General features: G+C 42.5%; 13 protein-coding genes. 3 read left to right on the top strand and 10 right to left on the bottom strand.

From position 1 onward, the window contains the following. The first annotated feature begins 25 nt into the window (after positions 1 to 25). Complete coding sequence (locus DXB63_RS01610; RefSeq protein WP_122124616.1) at positions 26 to 3,856, top strand: hypothetical protein; 3,831 nt, start codon at positions 26 to 28, stop codon at positions 3,854 to 3,856. Positions 3,857 to 4,325: 469 nt separating this feature from the next. Here the strand turns inward: DXB63_RS01610 and DXB63_RS01605 are convergent, their stop codons facing one another. From DXB63_RS01605 to DXB63_RS01595, 3 genes are read right to left on the bottom strand one after another with little or no spacing between them, the layout of a single operon-like run. Beyond that, entirely contained in the window at positions 4,326 to 4,562 is a 237-nt protein-coding gene (locus DXB63_RS01605) for a hypothetical protein (protein ID WP_122124615.1), read from the bottom strand. Then, positions 4,534 to 5,016 carry an S-ribosylhomocysteine lyase gene (locus tag DXB63_RS01600; protein ID WP_122124614.1) on the bottom strand — a complete coding sequence of 161 codons (483 nt, stop codon included), beginning with the start codon at positions 5,014 to 5,016 and terminating at the stop codon, positions 4,534 to 4,536. Before DXB63_RS01600 ends, DXB63_RS01605 begins: the two co-directional genes overlap by 29 nt. Before the next feature lie 13 nt (positions 5,017 to 5,029). Beyond that, positions 5,030 to 5,725, bottom strand: coding sequence for a 5'-methylthioadenosine/adenosylhomocysteine nucleosidase (locus tag DXB63_RS01595; protein WP_122124613.1), 696 nt, complete (start codon positions 5,723 to 5,725; stop codon positions 5,030 to 5,032). A 98-nt stretch (positions 5,726 to 5,823) separates the two neighbouring features. Here DXB63_RS01595 and DXB63_RS01590 point away from each other — a divergent pair, with 98 nt between their 5' ends. Further along, positions 5,824 to 8,328 carry a YfhO family protein gene (locus DXB63_RS01590; protein WP_122124612.1) on the top strand — a complete coding sequence of 835 codons (2,505 nt, stop codon included), beginning with the start codon at positions 5,824 to 5,826 and terminating at the stop codon, positions 8,326 to 8,328. 270 nt (positions 8,329 to 8,598) lie between these two features. Then, positions 8,599 to 8,796, top strand: coding sequence for a hypothetical protein (locus DXB63_RS01585; RefSeq protein WP_122124611.1), 198 nt, complete (start codon positions 8,599 to 8,601; stop codon positions 8,794 to 8,796). Between the two features lie 87 nt (positions 8,797 to 8,883). Here the strand turns inward: DXB63_RS01585 and DXB63_RS01580 are convergent, their stop codons facing one another. The 7 genes from DXB63_RS01580 to DXB63_RS01550 form a co-directional block, all read right to left on the bottom strand. Beyond that, positions 8,884 to 9,636: a glycosyltransferase family 2 protein gene (locus DXB63_RS01580; RefSeq protein ID WP_122124610.1), complete on the bottom strand. Its 753-nt coding sequence runs from the start codon at positions 9,634 to 9,636 to the stop codon at positions 8,884 to 8,886. Beyond that, a complete protein-coding gene (locus tag DXB63_RS01575) occupies positions 9,629 to 10,894 on the bottom strand; it encodes a glycosyltransferase family 4 protein (protein ID WP_122124609.1) in 1,266 nt (421 codons plus the stop codon). The genes DXB63_RS01580 and DXB63_RS01575 overlap by 8 nt, the downstream gene beginning before the upstream one ends. Positions 10,895 to 10,930: 36 nt before the next feature. Further along, positions 10,931 to 11,872, bottom strand: coding sequence for a glycosyltransferase (locus DXB63_RS01570; RefSeq protein ID WP_122124608.1), 942 nt, complete (start codon positions 11,870 to 11,872; stop codon positions 10,931 to 10,933). Between the two features lie 9 nt (positions 11,873 to 11,881). Then, a complete protein-coding gene (locus DXB63_RS01565) occupies positions 11,882 to 12,679 on the bottom strand; it encodes a phosphorylcholine transferase LicD (RefSeq protein WP_122124607.1) in 798 nt (265 codons plus the stop codon). After that, positions 12,679 to 13,620: an ornithine cyclodeaminase gene (locus DXB63_RS01560; protein ID WP_122124606.1), complete on the bottom strand. Its 942-nt coding sequence runs from the start codon at positions 13,618 to 13,620 to the stop codon at positions 12,679 to 12,681. The genes DXB63_RS01565 and DXB63_RS01560 overlap by 1 nt, the downstream gene beginning before the upstream one ends. Beyond that, positions 13,617 to 15,428 carry an aminotransferase class I/II-fold pyridoxal phosphate-dependent enzyme gene (locus DXB63_RS01555; protein WP_122124605.1) on the bottom strand — a complete coding sequence of 604 codons (1,812 nt, stop codon included), beginning with the start codon at positions 15,426 to 15,428 and terminating at the stop codon, positions 13,617 to 13,619. The genes DXB63_RS01560 and DXB63_RS01555 overlap by 4 nt, the downstream gene beginning before the upstream one ends. A 130-nt stretch (positions 15,429 to 15,558) precedes the next feature. Beyond that, on the bottom strand, positions 15,559 to 16,713 hold the full coding sequence (locus tag DXB63_RS01550) for a hypothetical protein (RefSeq protein ID WP_122124604.1): 1,155 nt from the start codon (positions 16,711 to 16,713) through the stop codon (positions 15,559 to 15,561). Between the last annotated feature and the right edge of the window lie 17 nt (positions 16,714 to 16,730).

The following is a 16,730-nucleotide window of genomic DNA, read 5'->3' as shown; positions in this document are numbered from 1 at the left end:
ATTACTCACTTAATAAATTTAAATTATGAAGAAAAACAAACTCTTTTTAGTGCTGGTAGGCCTATTAGCTGTATGTTCAGCTATTGCCCAACAAAATCCGACGTGGAAAACAAACCGGATGACGACATGGAAAATCCAATATTTGGCCAATGAGGAGACACAAACAATCGACAGTATTGGTGAAGAGAACCTTTATAGGAATAGCTATTATTACGATAAATCTGGCAATCTGATAAGCAATATAACTTATAATGCAGCAGACAATACCATACGCGAACAATATACATATACTTATAATGAACACAACAAAGTATTGTCCGAATCATGTATTTCGAGCTACAATAACTATCAAACAGACTATGAATATGACGATACAGGATTGAAACTGCTTAAAACCACGAAAATCAATCCCGTATATAACACATTCATAGAATCCTGCGAATACACTTATGAAGGCGAATTATTAGCGAAAGAAGTCTATAAAAACAATAAAAACATCGAGACAAAAAGATATGAATATCATTATACAAACGGAGTCCTGAGTTCTAAAGATCTTTATAGTGATGCCGACTACACCGGAACTATCAAGCTAGCAGAAACCACTTCTTATGTCTTTGACAATATGGGTAATGAATTAAAGAACTCTACCGTAAAACATCTCAGTGATGGCAGCACAAGAGAAATCGACAGAAAATGTTATGCCTATGACGCAGAAGGCAAATTAGTGTCAGATTCACTATACCGTCAACATTTGATGGCACCAATATTAGTTCCATCTGCAAAACATATCTATCAGTATGACAAAAACGGTGCATTGGTCAAAGTGTTAAAATATGGAGGAGATTCCGATAAAAGCGATCTCGACAAACCCGGTAATTTCCCGATGCTTAGCCAATATTATGTACATACCCTACAATTGTACGGCAGTGACTATGCTCCCCAAAATGTGAACATCCAACAAGGTGAAGCTATCGGTACGATTAAAATCACATTCAAAGCACCTACTGTTACAACAGGGCTGGAAGGCTATAAAGTAATGGTTGATAATGAACTCCTGAATGAAATATTTACCGGAACAGAACTAACAGTCAAAAAGCAAAAGAAAGGGACACATGTTTACCGCATCTTCCCTATTTATAATAAAGAAGTTGCCAATGCTTCCGATCCTGTTACTTTCAATATCGAGATCGATTGTCCACCTGTTACCAATTTACAAGTAGCAGCCTATGAATATTATTCATACGAATGGCATCTGAACTTACAATGGGACGCACCTGCTAAAAACAGCCTGACATTCAAAAATTACAGATATATAGTAGATACTTCCAAAGGTACTTCTGTCTTCAATACGGCGGCAGCTTCTACCTATAGCAAGAAAGAAGAAACAATCATCACCGTATATGCCGTATACGAAGAAGGAGAATCCGATCCTTGTACCATCACATTCGACCTTTCCGATATCACAAAATCAAAGGTGGCACACTGGAATAACTCCGGCTACACGGTAAAAGATGCATACGGCAACATCAAAGGAAGCGGGAATTATTATTATAAAGAATACTCCGGCAGCGAACAATTACTGTTTGAAGTAGAGTATGACGCACAAAACAACCCATTGAGAAAAACCGTTAAGGCAGCTCCATCCTCGTACTCCAAAATTTCCGTAGATACTCAATACGGATGGAACAAAGAAGAATGGACATGGAAGAGAGACGGTACCATCACTTCCACTTCGAATATGTATTATCAGGTAGTGGAAAAAAGGACAAAAACAATCGGTCAAAGCGGCAAACTGGAAGATAGTTCAAAAGAGACTTACACGTATGCCACTGAAAACACGCAAGATAAATTGCCGATACAGACCGAATACTGGACGATAGCCGGAAAGGATTCCAGCATTGTATCGATCAAAAAGCATAGTTACGAAGGAAACGGCAGAGTGGATATGGTTTATAAGGCAGACGGAGAAACAATCACCGGAAAAGAAGAATATTTCTACCTGGACCCTGCCAAAGTGGATTCAATAAAAGTATATACTTACGACGGAACTAATTATACACCAACCGCAAGAACCGTATTCGACTATCTGTCGGGCACAAAACTCGTATCTGCCGAAAAAACAGACAAGTATACCGGCGGGAAATGGGTAAAAGAAACAGAAAAGGTTTATACCGCTTCTTCTGCTTACCACAAATCTCACGCTGTCTCCGAACTTGCAGCCGAAGAGGGTGACAACCTCGTTAAACTGACTTGGAAAGCTCCCGAAGGTGCAGACGGTTTAAGTGGTTATAAAGTTTACGCCAATGATGTGTTGTGCAAAAAGACACCGGTTCCGGCTTCCGCTACATCCTACGATGTCAAAGGTCTCCCAACCGGAAACTTTACTTTCAGCATCGTTGCCGTCTATACTGATAATCAGGAAGCCAATTACGTTTCCACTATCGGAATAAACCATACGGACATGACCGTTGCTTATGATAATCTGAAGAATATGATTGCAGCCGGCGTTTCCGCCAAAGGATACAGCTACCGTGTGACAGGGGAAATCTTGGTAACAGGTGTCTTAGATCCTAAGGCTTTTGGCGAGAACTATTTTGTGGGAGATGCCACAGGTGCTGTCAATGTTGTTCCTGCCGACAATGACGATGCAGCTGCATTTACATTCAGATCGGGCGATAAGATTAAGAGCCTGAAAGGTCAGTTGAAAGAAGAAAACGGTACGCATTACTTTATTTACGAATCTGCAGAACTGGTTTCACGAAACAACAATGTGACTCCTACCGCCATGACGATAGAAGATTTTGTAAAAAATCCGTCAAGCGTTGAAGCGAAATATATCAAGTTTGAGAAAGTAACCTTCTCAGATGAGGTAAGTGCGGACGACAAGCTGTTACCGGCAGTTTGCCACATGGTTCAGGGAGATAAGAGCGCCAATCTGATGTTGGGTAACAGTCAGATAAAGAAACCCGATGCAGCTAATGTTGCCGGATTTGTAATAAAGGCGGAAGATACTTGGGCAGTGGTTTTGAACGGTACAAGAGACTTTTATGCAATCTATACTCCGAAAGAATTCGCGAACCTGAAAGAAATGCTGAATGCAGGCGTGGACGAAGACGGCAGAGCTTACGTCGTGAAAGGAGAGGTCTTGGTTACAGGAGCCGTCGCTTCCTTCATCCAGACGAATTACTTTGTAAAAGATGCAACGGCAGCACTGTGCCTGTCGGCAGACGAGATGTCACAATTCAGCGTGAAAGCCGGTGACAAGATAAAAGACCTCAAAGGTACTTTGGACGAATTCAATGGCGCACATAGTTTCTTTGTCGAATCTGCAACACAAGTAAGTACCGGAAACACGGTGACTCCTGAAGTCTTGACCATTGCCGTCCTCAATGCGAATCCGGGGGATTATGAAGCTCAATACGTTAAATTTGAAGAAGTTACTTTCAACGGCGTATCCGGTGAGACTACTTTCCCGGCAATAACAGAAATGGCACAAGGAAACAGCACCGTAAGTTTAATCTTCGGACAAGAACAAATAAATGTAGTGGAATGCGCCAATATTTCCGGATTCGTTTCCTTAGTAGGCGGAGAGACTCAAATATTACTGAATGGCAAAGAAGGATTTGAACAAGCATCCGGCATTACCGACATAATTGTTTCGGACGTTTATTATGAGAACGGAACGATTGTGGCAGAGGGTGCCTCATCCATCACAGTCTTTGATATGACCGGGCGTCAACTGGTGTATTCAGCAAGCGAACGGGCTGATATAGCTGCTGCCTATTCCGGCATTGTAGCCGCCAAAGTAACTTACACGAACGGTAATGTCAGAATTGTAAAATTGATTGTTAAATAATAATAGGAATAGGATTATCCGGCCAACCTAAACCGCTATAAACATAACAGGGTAATCCAATAGCAAAGAGTAGAAATAAAAGCCGACAAATTCGTGATGAATGAGTCGGCTTTTAATATCTTATATATTTACATACATTTCACTTGTGGAACTCCCGTTATCACCCCCTTGAGCGTTCGATAACGCCTAAGGGAGCGTTAGGTAACGCTCAAGGGAGCGTTGGGCAACACCTAAGGGAGCGTTTAGCATCATCTACCGGGGCGTTGAACAACTCTTTTCAGGGTGTTACAACTCATTCGCTTAAACGAATCTTCCTCCCAAAAATGTCATTTAGCGGGAGATAATGTATACATTTTGCCGCATTGGGGGAGAAAAGGAAAGGAGAAGAGAAGAGAGATATAGAGAGTTAAGATAAGAAAAGAAAAAGAGAGGAAAGGAAAGTAGAAGAAAGAAGAATAAAAGAATCTCCTTACGGAGATAAGAAAAAAGAAGAAAGAAGATAAATCTTCTTCATGCCCGCTCGTGCCATTGCCGATTTATCCAAGAACATCCCCCTACCGCCAAACAAAAAAACCGATAAACATTCCCGGCATCCGAACAGACTGCCGATAAACGTTTCCGGTTTCCAAAAGCTAAAGCATCCCCGCCGTTCCGAAGCACGGCAGGGAGAAAGCGTATTATTTCTGCGGATATTCCAGATTGGCATCCGTCAGCTGTTCCAACACTTCGTGCAGATACTTCGCCGATTCCCACTTAGCCATAGGCAGGTCATGGAGCAGGTAGTTACCGCAATCTTTCGGTGCGGCTCCGGGTATCTCTCCCTCATAATCCGCCACGAAACGGAAAGTGTCACGCATCAGCTGCGCGATGTCTTTCGGCTGCAAGTCGCCTTTCATCAGGAGATAATTCCCCGTAAGGCATCCCATAGGGCCCCAATAGATGATTTTGTCTGCCCAAACGGGATCATTGCGCAAGTAAGTGGCAGCCAGATGTTCGATGGTGTGCAAAGCGCCTTGTCCGAGAGCCGGCTCACGGTTGGGCTCTTTCATGCGGATATCGAACGTCGTAACGGTTTCTCCTCCCACTTCGTCCTTGCGGGAGACGTAAATTCCGCGCAACAAGCGGATATGGTCGATTGTAAAGCTCGGTATTGTTTTCATATAACTGTTTGTTTTATAATTTGTTAGGCAATGCGGAGAGGAAAGCGTGCGTCACTCCGAAGGAACGGTCCGCCATCTCTCCCCAGAAATTCAGATACTGCTCGAAGTGATGGTCCACTCCCGGCGTATCGCTGATAATGCGGAAGCTAATAAACGATATTTTGTTGAGATAGCAGACATGTGCGATGGCACCGGACTCCATGTCGACCGCCAGTCCGTCAGGAAACTGCTTTTTAATCTCGTTCAGCTCCGTGCGGTCGGTTATGAATTTATCTCCCGTGCAGATAAGCCCGTCGTGAATACGTGTTTCGGAAGCAAGCCCCAGAGCGCAGTCCAGCAGCGTGCGGTTTCCCTCGAAATAGAGCGGCAAGCCCTGTACCTGACCGTAAGCGTTGCCTTCTCCGCACCACACGTCGTGGTAAACGATACGGCTGCTCACCACCACTTCCATCACTTTCAGGCACTTGTCTATACCGCCTGCCACCCCCGTGCTGATGATGCAATCCGGATGGTGGGCATGAATCAAATCTGCCGTACCCGCCGCCGCGTTCACCTTCCCGATTCCGCACTGCATCAAGACCAGTTCATTATCGCCCAAATGTCCGGTTATGTACTGATGACGCCCCTCGTTCTGCTCCACCTTATCGGCCAACAACTGTGCCAATTGGTCATATTCAGAACCCATAGCTGTAATAATTCCTAATTTCATACCATTTTGTCCATTTTGTGGGGCAAATGTACAATATTTCACGGAGAATAGTGGGAAATTTATTATCTTTGTGGCTTAAAGCATTAACAAAACAAGTTATGAAACTCATAAAGCGTATTCTTCCCGATCTGATTGCCATACTGGCATTCATCATCATCCCGACTATCTACTTCGCTCCGGCAGCGTTTGAAGGCAGAATACTTGCACAGCACGACTCTGTGGCAGGTATCGGTAACGGTCAGGAGTCAAGAGAATATCACGAAAGAACCGGCAAAACAACCCGTTGGAGCAACTCCATTTTCGGCGGTATGCCCACTTACCAAAGTGCGCCAAGCTATGATTCTACGAATATTTTGAAAACCATCGGAAACATCTACCGTCTTTACCTTCCGGGAGATATATGGCTCGTATTCATCATGTTGCTCGGATTTTACATTCTGCTCCGGGCATTCGACTTCTCCGTATGGTTGTCCTCGCTGGGAGCTATCCTATGGGCTTTTTCCTCGTATTATTTCATCATCATCGCAGCCGGACACATCTGGAAGTTTGTCACGCTGGCTTACATACCGCCCACGATAGCCGGAATCGTACTGGCATACAAGGGCAAATATCTTTGGGGAGGAATCGTGACCGCACTTTTCATCGCGCTTCAGATTCTATCCAACCACATCCAAATGACCTACTACTTCCTGTTTGTCATCCTGTTCATGGTCATCGCCTTTTTTGTGGACGCTTACCGCAAGAAAGAACTCCCGGGCTTCTTCAAAGCCAGCGCGGTGCTGATAGTGGCAGCGTTGATAGGTGCATCCGTCAACATTTCCAACCTCTACCACACTTACGAATACAGCAAAGAGACCATACGCGGAAAATCCGAGTTGGTAAAACAAAACTCTGACGACCAGACCAAAAGCGGACTGGATCGCAGTTATATTACCCAATGGAGCTATGGCATCGGAGAGACCTTCTCCCTGTTCATCCCCAACGTAAAGGGCGGGGCTTCCGTTCCGTTGGCAGCCAATGAAAAGGCGATGGAAAAGGCAAACCCGATGTACTCCGGCCTGTACAGCCAAATCGGTCAATATTGGGGAGAACAGCCGGGCACTTCCGGTCCGGTGTATGTGGGAGCTTTCGTCATGATGCTTTTCATCCTTGGGCTCTTCATCGTGAAAGGACCGATGAAATGGGCACTCCTCGCAGCGACCGTGCTCTCCATCCTGCTTTCATGGGGCAAGAACTTCATGGGATTCACGGACTTTTTCCTCGACTACATCCCGATGTACGACAAGTTCCGTGCGGTATCGTCCATTCTTGTCATCGCCGAATTTACCATTCCTTTGCTTGCCATCATGGCACTGAAAGAGATTGTAACCCGGCCTCAGCTACTGAAAGAAAACATCAAGTACGTTTACATCAGTTTCGGACTGACCGGCGGAATAGCCTTGCTGTTTGCCGTATTGCCCAAACTTTTCTTCCCGTCTTACATTTCCTCGATGGAAATGCAGGCCTTGCAAAACGGTATCCCGGCAGACCAGTTGGCGCCGATCGTTGCCAATCTGGAAGAGATGCGCATTCATCTTTTCACATCCGACGCATGGCGCAGCTTCTTCATCATCCTCATCGGTACGGGGCTTTTGCTCACTTACAACATGGGTAAACTGAAAGCCCAATGGATGATAGCAACCATCGCCGTGCTCTGTCTGGGCGATATGTGGATGGTCAACAAGCGTTATCTGAACGATGAAATGTATGTGGATGAAGTACAGAAAACGATCTCTTACCAAAAGACCCCGACGGATGAGTTCATCCTGCAAGACAAAGCGTTGGATTATCGTGTGCTGAATCTCGCAACGAATACTTTCAACGAAAACAATACAGCTTACTGGCACAAGAGCATCGGAGGCTACCACCCTGCCAAGCTGCGCCGCTATCAGGAAATGATAGATTACCACATCGGCAAGGAGATGAATACGCTCCGTAAAGACGTGGTACAAGCGGGAGGAGACATGGGCAAAGTATCGCCGGAAGGTTTCCCTGCACTGAATATGCTGAATACGAAATATATCATCTTCCCCGGTGCGGAGAACCGTACCATCCCGGTGGAAAACCCTTACGCATTCGGCAACGCATGGTTTGTGAACAATGTGAAATATGTGGACAATGCAAACGAGGAGATTGAAGCGATCGACAAAGTGGATTTGCAGGAGACTGCCCTCGTGGATGCAAAATTCAAGAGTGAGCTGAACAACGTCGAGAATGCATACAAAGATTCGCTGTCGTCCATCACACTGACTTCCTACGAACCTAACCACCTGATTTACAAAACGTCATTGACAAAAGACGGTGTGGCGGTGTTCTCCGAAATCTATTATCCGGGTTGGGAAGCATACATCGACGGCAAAGAGGTTCCTCACGGACGTGCCGATTATATTCTCCGGGTAATGAACATCCCGGCAGGCGAGCACACGGTAGAGTTCACTTTCGATCCGAAGTCTTTGCACATGACCGAAACAATCGCCTACATCGCCCTGGCAATCTTATTGATCGGTGCACTGATCGGTATTGCCCTGTCATTCAGGGGGAAGAAGGGCGGAAAGAAAAATTAGAATCAGATACAGATTTATCTCTGATGATAGAACATAGCCTGTCGATTCGACAGGCTATGTTGATATATGTACCTGATAAAAGAAAAGTCTTCAAAAAACAGTCTCTTAACTAAACACCATAAATAGTATTTATTTACCTTTGTAGAGATCAGATTAAAAATCATCAAGATTAATATAATGATATGGAATCAAACTATAATTCTTATAACAAAATATTGACCACAAGTTTGTAATAGTTTGATTGAATCTATCAGGAACAAAAAATAAAGAATGATGGACAAAACTTATAATGAAGATAAAATAGAAGTTGTCTGCTGCTTTTGTGGAAAGCCTCTTTCTTATCACGACGCAATGGTAATAAATGTACAGAGTAATATAAAGAGTGAAGAAGTACAGCAGTTGTTTTGTCATAAAGAACATTTCATAGAAAAACTTGATAAGTCAGTTCCATTGTATATAGACAATTAACATTATGCACTAGATAAGGATGTACCAATTGGTATTGTAGCCTCACCTATCTGAAATATTCCTTCTTTTGCAGCTAAAAATATGCTTTTACTTCTCCGGTTTCAAAATAAGACGGATGGCAAACCATGCATGGTGAGCAACCGTACCGATCCATCCGTAGTATTTTGCCATAATGCGGAAACGTTCTTTCAGGGATGCTTTACGGTTATGGGTAGTCATGCCCTCATCCAAATAATCAATAATCGTCAGATGAGTATTGTGCAGCGTCCGTGCTTTCTTCATCATACGGATGCACCAGTCAAAATCGGCAGAGAAACGGAAACGAAGGTCGTAGGGTTCCAGCAGTGTATGCCGGGCAAAGAATGCCTGATGGCAAACCAACATTCCTTGCTTGAAGCTCTTCCAAGTGAGATGTTCCGGTGCGGAAAGCCGTCGCATGTGAAGGAAATGTCCGTCAGCATCGACAATCGCCGTTTCCCCATAAAGAATATCCGGCAATTCATTGCCTGTAATGGAATGTACCATCAACTGGAGTGTATCGTCCTCATGAAAGCTGTCCCCGGCATTGAGGAAACAGAGATAATCACCCGTAGCGAGCTTCATACCCTTATTCATGGCATCATACAAACCTTTATCCGGCTCACTGACCACCTTATGAATATGGTGTCCGTATTTCTCCACAATCTGTAAAGTGTTGTCCGTCGACGCACCATCCACAACGATATACTCTATATTCTTATACGTCTGCGTCACAATGCTTTGAATGGTATCTTCCAGAACTTTCCCGGCATTGTACGTCACCGTGATGATGGAAAAACGGGGATTGAGCTTGCTATGCATGGCTGCCGGTTACCTTATTGTAAATATCAATATAATGTTTCGCAATAATACGCTCGGAATAGTTGGAGACCACTTTACGGCAGGCTTCCTCACTCAGATTGGGATATTCACTCTCTGTAAGTGCCCAATGGATACCGTTGGCGAAATCTTCGGACGATTTATACCGGGCTACATAGCCGTTATGCAAATGATCTATCATCTGGGGGATACCGCCTACATTGAAACCGATGCAGGGAATACCGCACGCCATCGCCTCCATAATCGTATTCGGCAGGTTATCCTCGAGCGACGGAGTGACATACAGATCCACAGCATTATAAATATCCACAATCTCCTTTTCGCTGCTTACATAGTTCATGGAGTAGACAGGAAAAGGTATCATGCTTTCCAACTGCGAAGATTGCTGTCCGAACACAACGACCCCGACGGTATCTTTCATTTCCGGATATTTCTCTACCAACATTTTACAGGCCTCAACGAAATATGTCAAGCCTTTACGCTTATCGGTAATCTTTACCGAACCGAAAAGCAACAGTTTCTTATCCTGCGGAAGATGGCATTTTTCACGCGCTTCCGCTTTATCATGGGGTTTGAAAAGATTCGTATTGATTGCATTAGGGATATTGGTTACCGTCTGCCCCTTCAACAGGCTGCTTTTCTTCGCCATCGACTCCAGCCAACGGCTACAAGCCACAAAGGTGATATGTACCCCGCTATAAAGTTTTTGTTTCTTCCGGAATGTACGATAGGACAAGTCTTTCTTTCCACCGCCTCCGTACAGCAACGGACAGTGATGGCACTGTTCCATATACCGTTCGCACTCTCCGGCATAATGGCACATTCCGGTGAAAGTCCACATATCATGCATCGTCCAGACCACCGGTTTGCCCGAAATCATAATCTTATTCAAATCCTTAAAGGAAAGCATACCTTGATTGATCCAGTGAAGATGAATCACATCAGCCTGCTTAAACTCGGGCAGAGAGGTTATATCCGTCCCCGTATTGGCTACATCAACTAAAAAAAGATTATTCTTCTTGAAATGGTTCGCTTTCCAAATCACAAGCCTCTCCCATACAAAACGCCAGATATTCTTCCACGTTCTCTGCAACTCCACTACGCTGATTTGGTCTGTCTGCTTGTCGCGTACAAGCATTTTCGCTTTTATCCCGTTATTCTTCAGGGCTTCCATTAACCGGTTTGCGGCAACGGCTGCTCCTCCAATTCGTTCAGATGTATTGATTATTAAAACTCTCATAAGCCGAATGTTTGGACAAAGGTAGGGAAAATATAATTATTGCTTAGATTGTGGAAAGCATTTTTTATAGACATAACGTACGATTTTACCAAAAAGATTATACCTCATCCCATGGTCTTTCAGTGCAAAGGCATACATTTCCTCTATTTTCGGATTCTCCCGGACGGGAATATCCGGTAAACAAATTTCTTCCGTCCTAAAGGGACGGTCATAATCATACCATCCGAACAAACGGCTGTTATTAAAATGCGTGCCATTACCTATACCTATGTTTTTCACAAGCGTATGGGTAGGTGTCAGACACAGTCCTTTCTGTTTGTGGATGATTACTTCCCAACAGATATCCCAAGGGATAGGAGATTTGTCGAGCGACTTCAGACATCTGAAATTTCCACCGTATTCTATCTTGAGAAGATCTGCCTGAGTCAATCCCGCAAGCGCATCCGCCCGTGAGGTATAATGCGTGAACAGTTGCCATCTGTCTTTCCAGGTAGCCCATCCCCAACCGGACATGTGAGGCGTAAAATAAACATCACCCAGTTCCAAAACATCCAGATTGGAAAAGCCTGCTATATGCATCACCTTTTTTTCTTCCCGGTACTTATCCAACGCATCATTCATGTATTTCAGGAAAACGGGAGAAGTGCAAATATCATCTTCCAACACAATAACCGTATCATGTTCAGACAAAACATATTGAATACCTCCCGTAATATTTCTTTCCAGATAATAGTTCTCCGGACGTTCTACAATATGTACTTCCTTAAATCCCGTCACCGTATGCAGATACGCCCTGACTTCATTGACTGCTTTCCATGACGCTTCATTCTTTCCTCCATCACTGAAAATGTACAAGGAACTCTCCGAAGCGAGTTCGTTACGCTTCAAATATTCTATGGTCGTTCTCGTATTATCCAAACGATTATAGACGAACATAGCGATTGGAGAAACAGACTTAAAAGAATAATCCGGAGCCATAACCTTCTGCTATTTAGTGAAACGAATCTCTTTATAGTGCGGACTTATTTTGTCTAAATCCGGCAATTTCATATAATCCCCATATATTTTCGTGAGATAGGCATGCGTATCATGCGGAGCAGGAAACAATTCACCTTCGAATTCAATCCGGTTCAATGGAAAAAGATCCTCGGCAAATCGCGGAGAAAAATAAGCTGTGCCAAAAGAGTGACGTATCGTTTTGACCGGAAACATTTTTGAAAAGAATCTCAAGACGGGGAATCCTATTCGGGTATTAAACCGATAAATACGATTGATATTCCTCTGTATCGTCGTTTCATTTAGCGATTTCCTGTTTAATTGCTTGTAAATTTGCCCTTGCATATGCCCTGCAATCCATGCAAGCCTGTACGGGATATATTCCATAGGAAAAATATCAATGTATATGCCTTGATAGGTAAAGTTACGGTCATAATCATTGGTCTCCGCCAAAAAAGAATCCGTATCTCTCAACTTGCCGAAAATAAAGATATAATTAGGGTCCGTCTCATGTGTTTGCAAAGCTAAATTATCAGGAAGTTCCTCCGGTAATATTTTAATGAGACGCAAATAATCCTCCCGCATCATTTCTATATCCAAATCGTCATCCCAAGGGATAAACCCTTTATGGCGAGCCGCACCAATCAACGTCCCGGAACTCAGCCAATACGGTATATCATGCTTCTTACAAATGCAATCGATTACTTTCAAAAGCTCGAGCATACGCAACTGATGCTGTCTTAGCACAGAGCCTTCGGGATTAAAGCGTTGTCGCAGGTCTCCTTCCATTACAACCAGAATTTATTATTATTTGTAGATAGAACAACTTGCATCGATTCATTTGTAACCAAATCATAAATCTTTGAAGCAAAATAAATGTCATGCAAGGAAATTCCAATATTGTATACCAATATTCTTTCCTGCTCAGATGCTCTTCCGACACTCTTCTTCAATAAAACCTTAGAAACCTCATCGAATTGCTTGAAAGATTTAAAATATTTGAAATCTTTCACATGATCTGTATCATCGGCAAAAACTTTATCAAAAAACAAATCACAATTTTGGAAACCACGAGTATGCACAGGAATTACCGTCACTCCGGGCTTAAACTCTTCATCCGTTGCAATCTGCCCCGAAGCTGATGTAATACAGGAAATAACTACATCTGATCCACTAATTAAAGTCTTAGTATTATCACAAACCGAGAAATGCAAATTAGAATACATCTCAAATCTTTTGATAAAATCCCTTTCCTGATTTTTATAGGCCAGAACTTTAATATACAAATCTTTATTCCTAAATAGTTCAGCCAGACACACTAATGTTGCACGAGCCGTATTTCCCAATCCCATAAAAGCATATTGATTTGCACCCGATTTCTGAAATGTTTGAGCAGACAAAGCAGCGACTGCTCCAGTTCTCATAGCCGTAATCCACGTTCCATCCATGAAAGCAAGAGTTTCCCCACTTATCGAATCATATAAAAGAATTTCACTGACCAATGCAGGCATTCGTTGAGGATAACGTGACACTACCTTTACTCCATGCCTATTTATCTCAGGGATACATGAAGGCATTGTATTCACAAATATATCCCCTTTCATTTTTAGACTTATTTTAGGAGGAAGACTACATTCATATTTGTTCAATAGCATATGCTTTGCCCATTCGATGCATTGTGCCGGAGCTATATGCAAATCAGAGATCGTATCGAAACCTATAATCTTCATTTCTCTAAACTTTTAAATGCTTCAATCAAATAATCATTATCCCCTTCATCTCTAACAGCAATACGAATATAGTTTTTATCCTTGAAAGCCGATTTCGTACCACAATCCTTTATCAGCAGATTGAATCGTTTCAATAAAAGAGCAGCCAATTCCGAGGAAGTAAAGCGTGAAGTAACTTCACACAAGAAATAATTCGCCTGCGAAGGGATCACTCTTAGAAAGGATATTTGCTGCAACTCATGATAAAACCGTTCTCTCTCTGTTATAAACAATTCGCAAGCCTGCTTGTAATCACTATCATATTTACCATAGATTTGCATGTAGAACTCAGCAAAGGAGTTGATATTCCATATTGCCACGTCTTTCTTTAAATCGGCAATCAGTTCCTTGCCGGAACAAGCAGCCAAACCCAACCGTAACCCGGGTACTCCATAAGATTTTGATATACTTTTTACAACGATCAGGTTAGGATATTTTTCAAGTATTTCATTTACCAGCAACGTATTACGGTAAGACAACGAAGAGAAGTCCACGAATGACTCATCGACAATGAGCGTGATATCTTTCTTGGCCGTCCAAGCCGCCAATCGGAGAATGTCTTCCTTGGGAATAAAGTTACCGGAAGGATTATCCGGATTGATCAGCAATAGGGTGCTAATCTCTTTTCCCTCATAAAAACGTTGCAAATCATCCGCTGTATAAGCAAAATCGGCATTCTGAGGAACAAACGGTATTATTTCCGCTTCAAACTTTCTGTTAGGATATTCTTCGAATGTAGGATAAACGACTCCAATATTGCCCTCCAATTTATTCATCAAGCTCTTAATCAACTCCGCAGCTCCATTTCCTACCACCACATATTCTTGATTAACAGCAAAGTTTTTAGCCATAATCAGGCTATTGACAAACATTCCCGAAGGATATTCGGTCAACAGGGTATCGAAATTCGCCTTCATCTCTTCTTTCATTTTAGCCGGAGGAAAATAAGGATTGACTAAGTAGCAAAAATCTTTCAGTGCAGGAAATCGCCAATATCCCCCATATCTCTTTTGGTATAAATGTAATTGATTATCCTCGGCAAAAAGAGCTTCCGCAATATCAAGATCCTGTATATCATCTATTTCATACCATTTCTCTCCATTCAAAGGCAAAGCCTTCAATTCGCATCTGTCCAACAAAGTAATCACCCTGAGAACCTGTTCATAATATTCATTATTTCCCAATGCCCTACTATATGCCTCAAGAAAAGGGACATAATTTGTTCGCAGAAATTCTTTACTGAACTTATACAGGTTGACGGTCTTGTAATATGTATCTATCTCATCATAACGGAAAGCCTTCTTTGAGATAAAATTTACAATATCAAGATTTTCATTCAGCTGTACCATTGTACCGTCCATCCATGTTTCATAACGGGCTACCATAGCTAAATTGGGATATGGTTCGGATAGTATTTTATGAAACAGTGAGTTTTCAAAGATTAAATCGGATTCGATCAATAACGTATCATCTTTTTGTAACTCCTCTTTAGCCAGATAAAGCGAATAAATATTGTTAGTCTTGTCGTATATCGGATTTTCTACATACTCGATAGGAATTTGACCAGCCTTATCACCTACATACTGTCTCAACTTTTGTCCTTGGTAACCTACAACAAGAATAATGCGCGTTAGAGGTAGTGAGGATAACTGATTAAGGAGGCGGTCTATCAAACAGACTCCGTTGACTTTGACCATACATTTCGTATTCTCTTTGGTCAAATCTCCCAGTCGTTTTCCCATTCCGGCAGCTAAAATAATTGCTTGCATTCCTTTACTCTATTAAACGGTTCATGCAACAAAGATAGAGATTTTAATATGAAAGGGAGTAAAATCGACCTATTTTCTCATTAACAGACAACAAAAACGCACCTTCCATTTAATTCATGCCAACCAAACATTATCTATGGGTAATCCATCGTTTCACCAACTTCAGCTTCGCTTTTAATGCCATCAAAGACAAATAGATCAAGTCATCCAACCTTTCAGCACGTGTATAAACTTTCTCTTGTTCTCTTTTCTCATTAAGGCAATTTACAAGCGACATCAAAGGTTTCTCAAAGAACAAGTCGGAAACAAGCTGTTTCTGTTTAAGCAGCAAGGTCTGATATTTCTGTTCGTCGGCATCCAATTCTTTTAACAATCGAAGGATATCGTCCATTGATTTCACATCACATTCTTCTATAATCAGCTCTTTGTGAATAACCTCGTCACTATTCATGATAGCCAACGAACCGGCAGAAACAGCCTCAGCTACAGAATTTCCCCGAATACACCTTCCTCCATATTTAATAAAGTACTTAGAATCATATAATCGCGTAAGATTTTCTTTAATCGACTGATGATGAAGTAATATTTTATATCCGGCATCTTCCAAAGGCTTAAAATGTTCCGGCACATGCCTGACCGGCCGTTCCGTAGTAGAATTGATTTCCATAAAGACGCCTTCTTTTTTCGAATCCCTTTTCAGAACACTTTTCATGATATTTTGTAAAGAGTAACCATTCAGGAAGGTATATGGGAAATCTACTTCACCACAATGTTTGCCGACAATTCCTCTTGCCATCTGGTTTAAAGAGACATCATACCCGAAACGGGGTTTGGAGACAGCCATGTTTGCCTCACCGATCATATAAGCGAAAAGAGTGGATTTATATGGTCGGATCACTTCAGTCGGCAAAGAAACATTAATGGAAATAACAATATCATAATTGCCCCAGTTGATTTCCCGGCAATCGACTGAAAAATCACCATTGGGATGCTCACTCCCCGGACAATAACCGGAATGTCCCGGTATGCTATTCAATGTCTGTGTTTTCAGCAGTCTCAACATCTTCGTTTTATGCGGAATCACATATCTGTATATCCGGGTCTCCGGAGCCATTTCCTCTTTCACGATATAAAAGTCACAATGGCAATCGGAGAAAAGCCCTACCGGACCTACCCGCATTTGTGAGGACATCAATATCGCTCCTGCATCCTTTTCAGAAGAAGGACATACATATAAATCTTGATATACATCCTGTTTGACCAATGCTATTTTCAGATTCTTCATATAACTGTCTTTAGCAA

Origin of the sequence: Bacteroides sp. OM05-12 (genome assembly GCF_003438995.1) — a bacterium.
In the GTDB taxonomy this organism is placed as follows: Bacteria; Bacteroidota; Bacteroidia; order Bacteroidales; family Bacteroidaceae; genus Bacteroides.
Note: the sequence above shows the minus strand (reverse complement) of the source record. Positions and strands in the feature narration are given on the sequence as shown.

Excerpts from the sequence above, each read along its gene's own strand:
- DXB63_RS01610 (WP_122124616.1), top strand. The coding sequence starts at position 26 with ATGAAGAAAAACAAACTCTTTTTAGTGCTGGTAGGCCTATTAGCTGTA.
- DXB63_RS01605 (WP_122124615.1), bottom strand. The coding sequence starts at position 4,562 with ATGCCAATCTGGAATATCCGCAGAAATAATACGCTTTCTCCCTGCCGT.
- DXB63_RS01600 (WP_122124614.1), bottom strand. The coding sequence starts at position 5,016 with ATGAAAACAATACCGAGCTTTACAATCGACCATATCCGCTTGTTGCGC.
- DXB63_RS01595 (WP_122124613.1), bottom strand. The coding sequence starts at position 5,725 with ATGAAATTAGGAATTATTACAGCTATGGGTTCTGAATATGACCAATTG.
- DXB63_RS01590 (WP_122124612.1), top strand. The coding sequence starts at position 5,824 with ATGAAACTCATAAAGCGTATTCTTCCCGATCTGATTGCCATACTGGCA.
- DXB63_RS01585 (WP_122124611.1), top strand. The coding sequence starts at position 8,599 with ATGATGGACAAAACTTATAATGAAGATAAAATAGAAGTTGTCTGCTGC.
- DXB63_RS01580 (WP_122124610.1), bottom strand. The coding sequence starts at position 9,636 with ATGCATAGCAAGCTCAATCCCCGTTTTTCCATCATCACGGTGACGTAC.
- DXB63_RS01575 (WP_122124609.1), bottom strand. The coding sequence starts at position 10,894 with ATGAGAGTTTTAATAATCAATACATCTGAACGAATTGGAGGAGCAGCC.
- DXB63_RS01570 (WP_122124608.1), bottom strand. The coding sequence starts at position 11,872 with ATGGCTCCGGATTATTCTTTTAAGTCTGTTTCTCCAATCGCTATGTTC.
- DXB63_RS01565 (WP_122124607.1), bottom strand. The coding sequence starts at position 12,679 with ATGGAAGGAGACCTGCGACAACGCTTTAATCCCGAAGGCTCTGTGCTA.
- DXB63_RS01560 (WP_122124606.1), bottom strand. The coding sequence starts at position 13,620 with ATGAAGATTATAGGTTTCGATACGATCTCTGATTTGCATATAGCTCCG.
- DXB63_RS01555 (WP_122124605.1), bottom strand. The coding sequence starts at position 15,428 with ATGCAAGCAATTATTTTAGCTGCCGGAATGGGAAAACGACTGGGAGAT.
- DXB63_RS01550 (WP_122124604.1), bottom strand. The coding sequence starts at position 16,713 with ATGAAGAATCTGAAAATAGCATTGGTCAAACAGGATGTATATCAAGAT.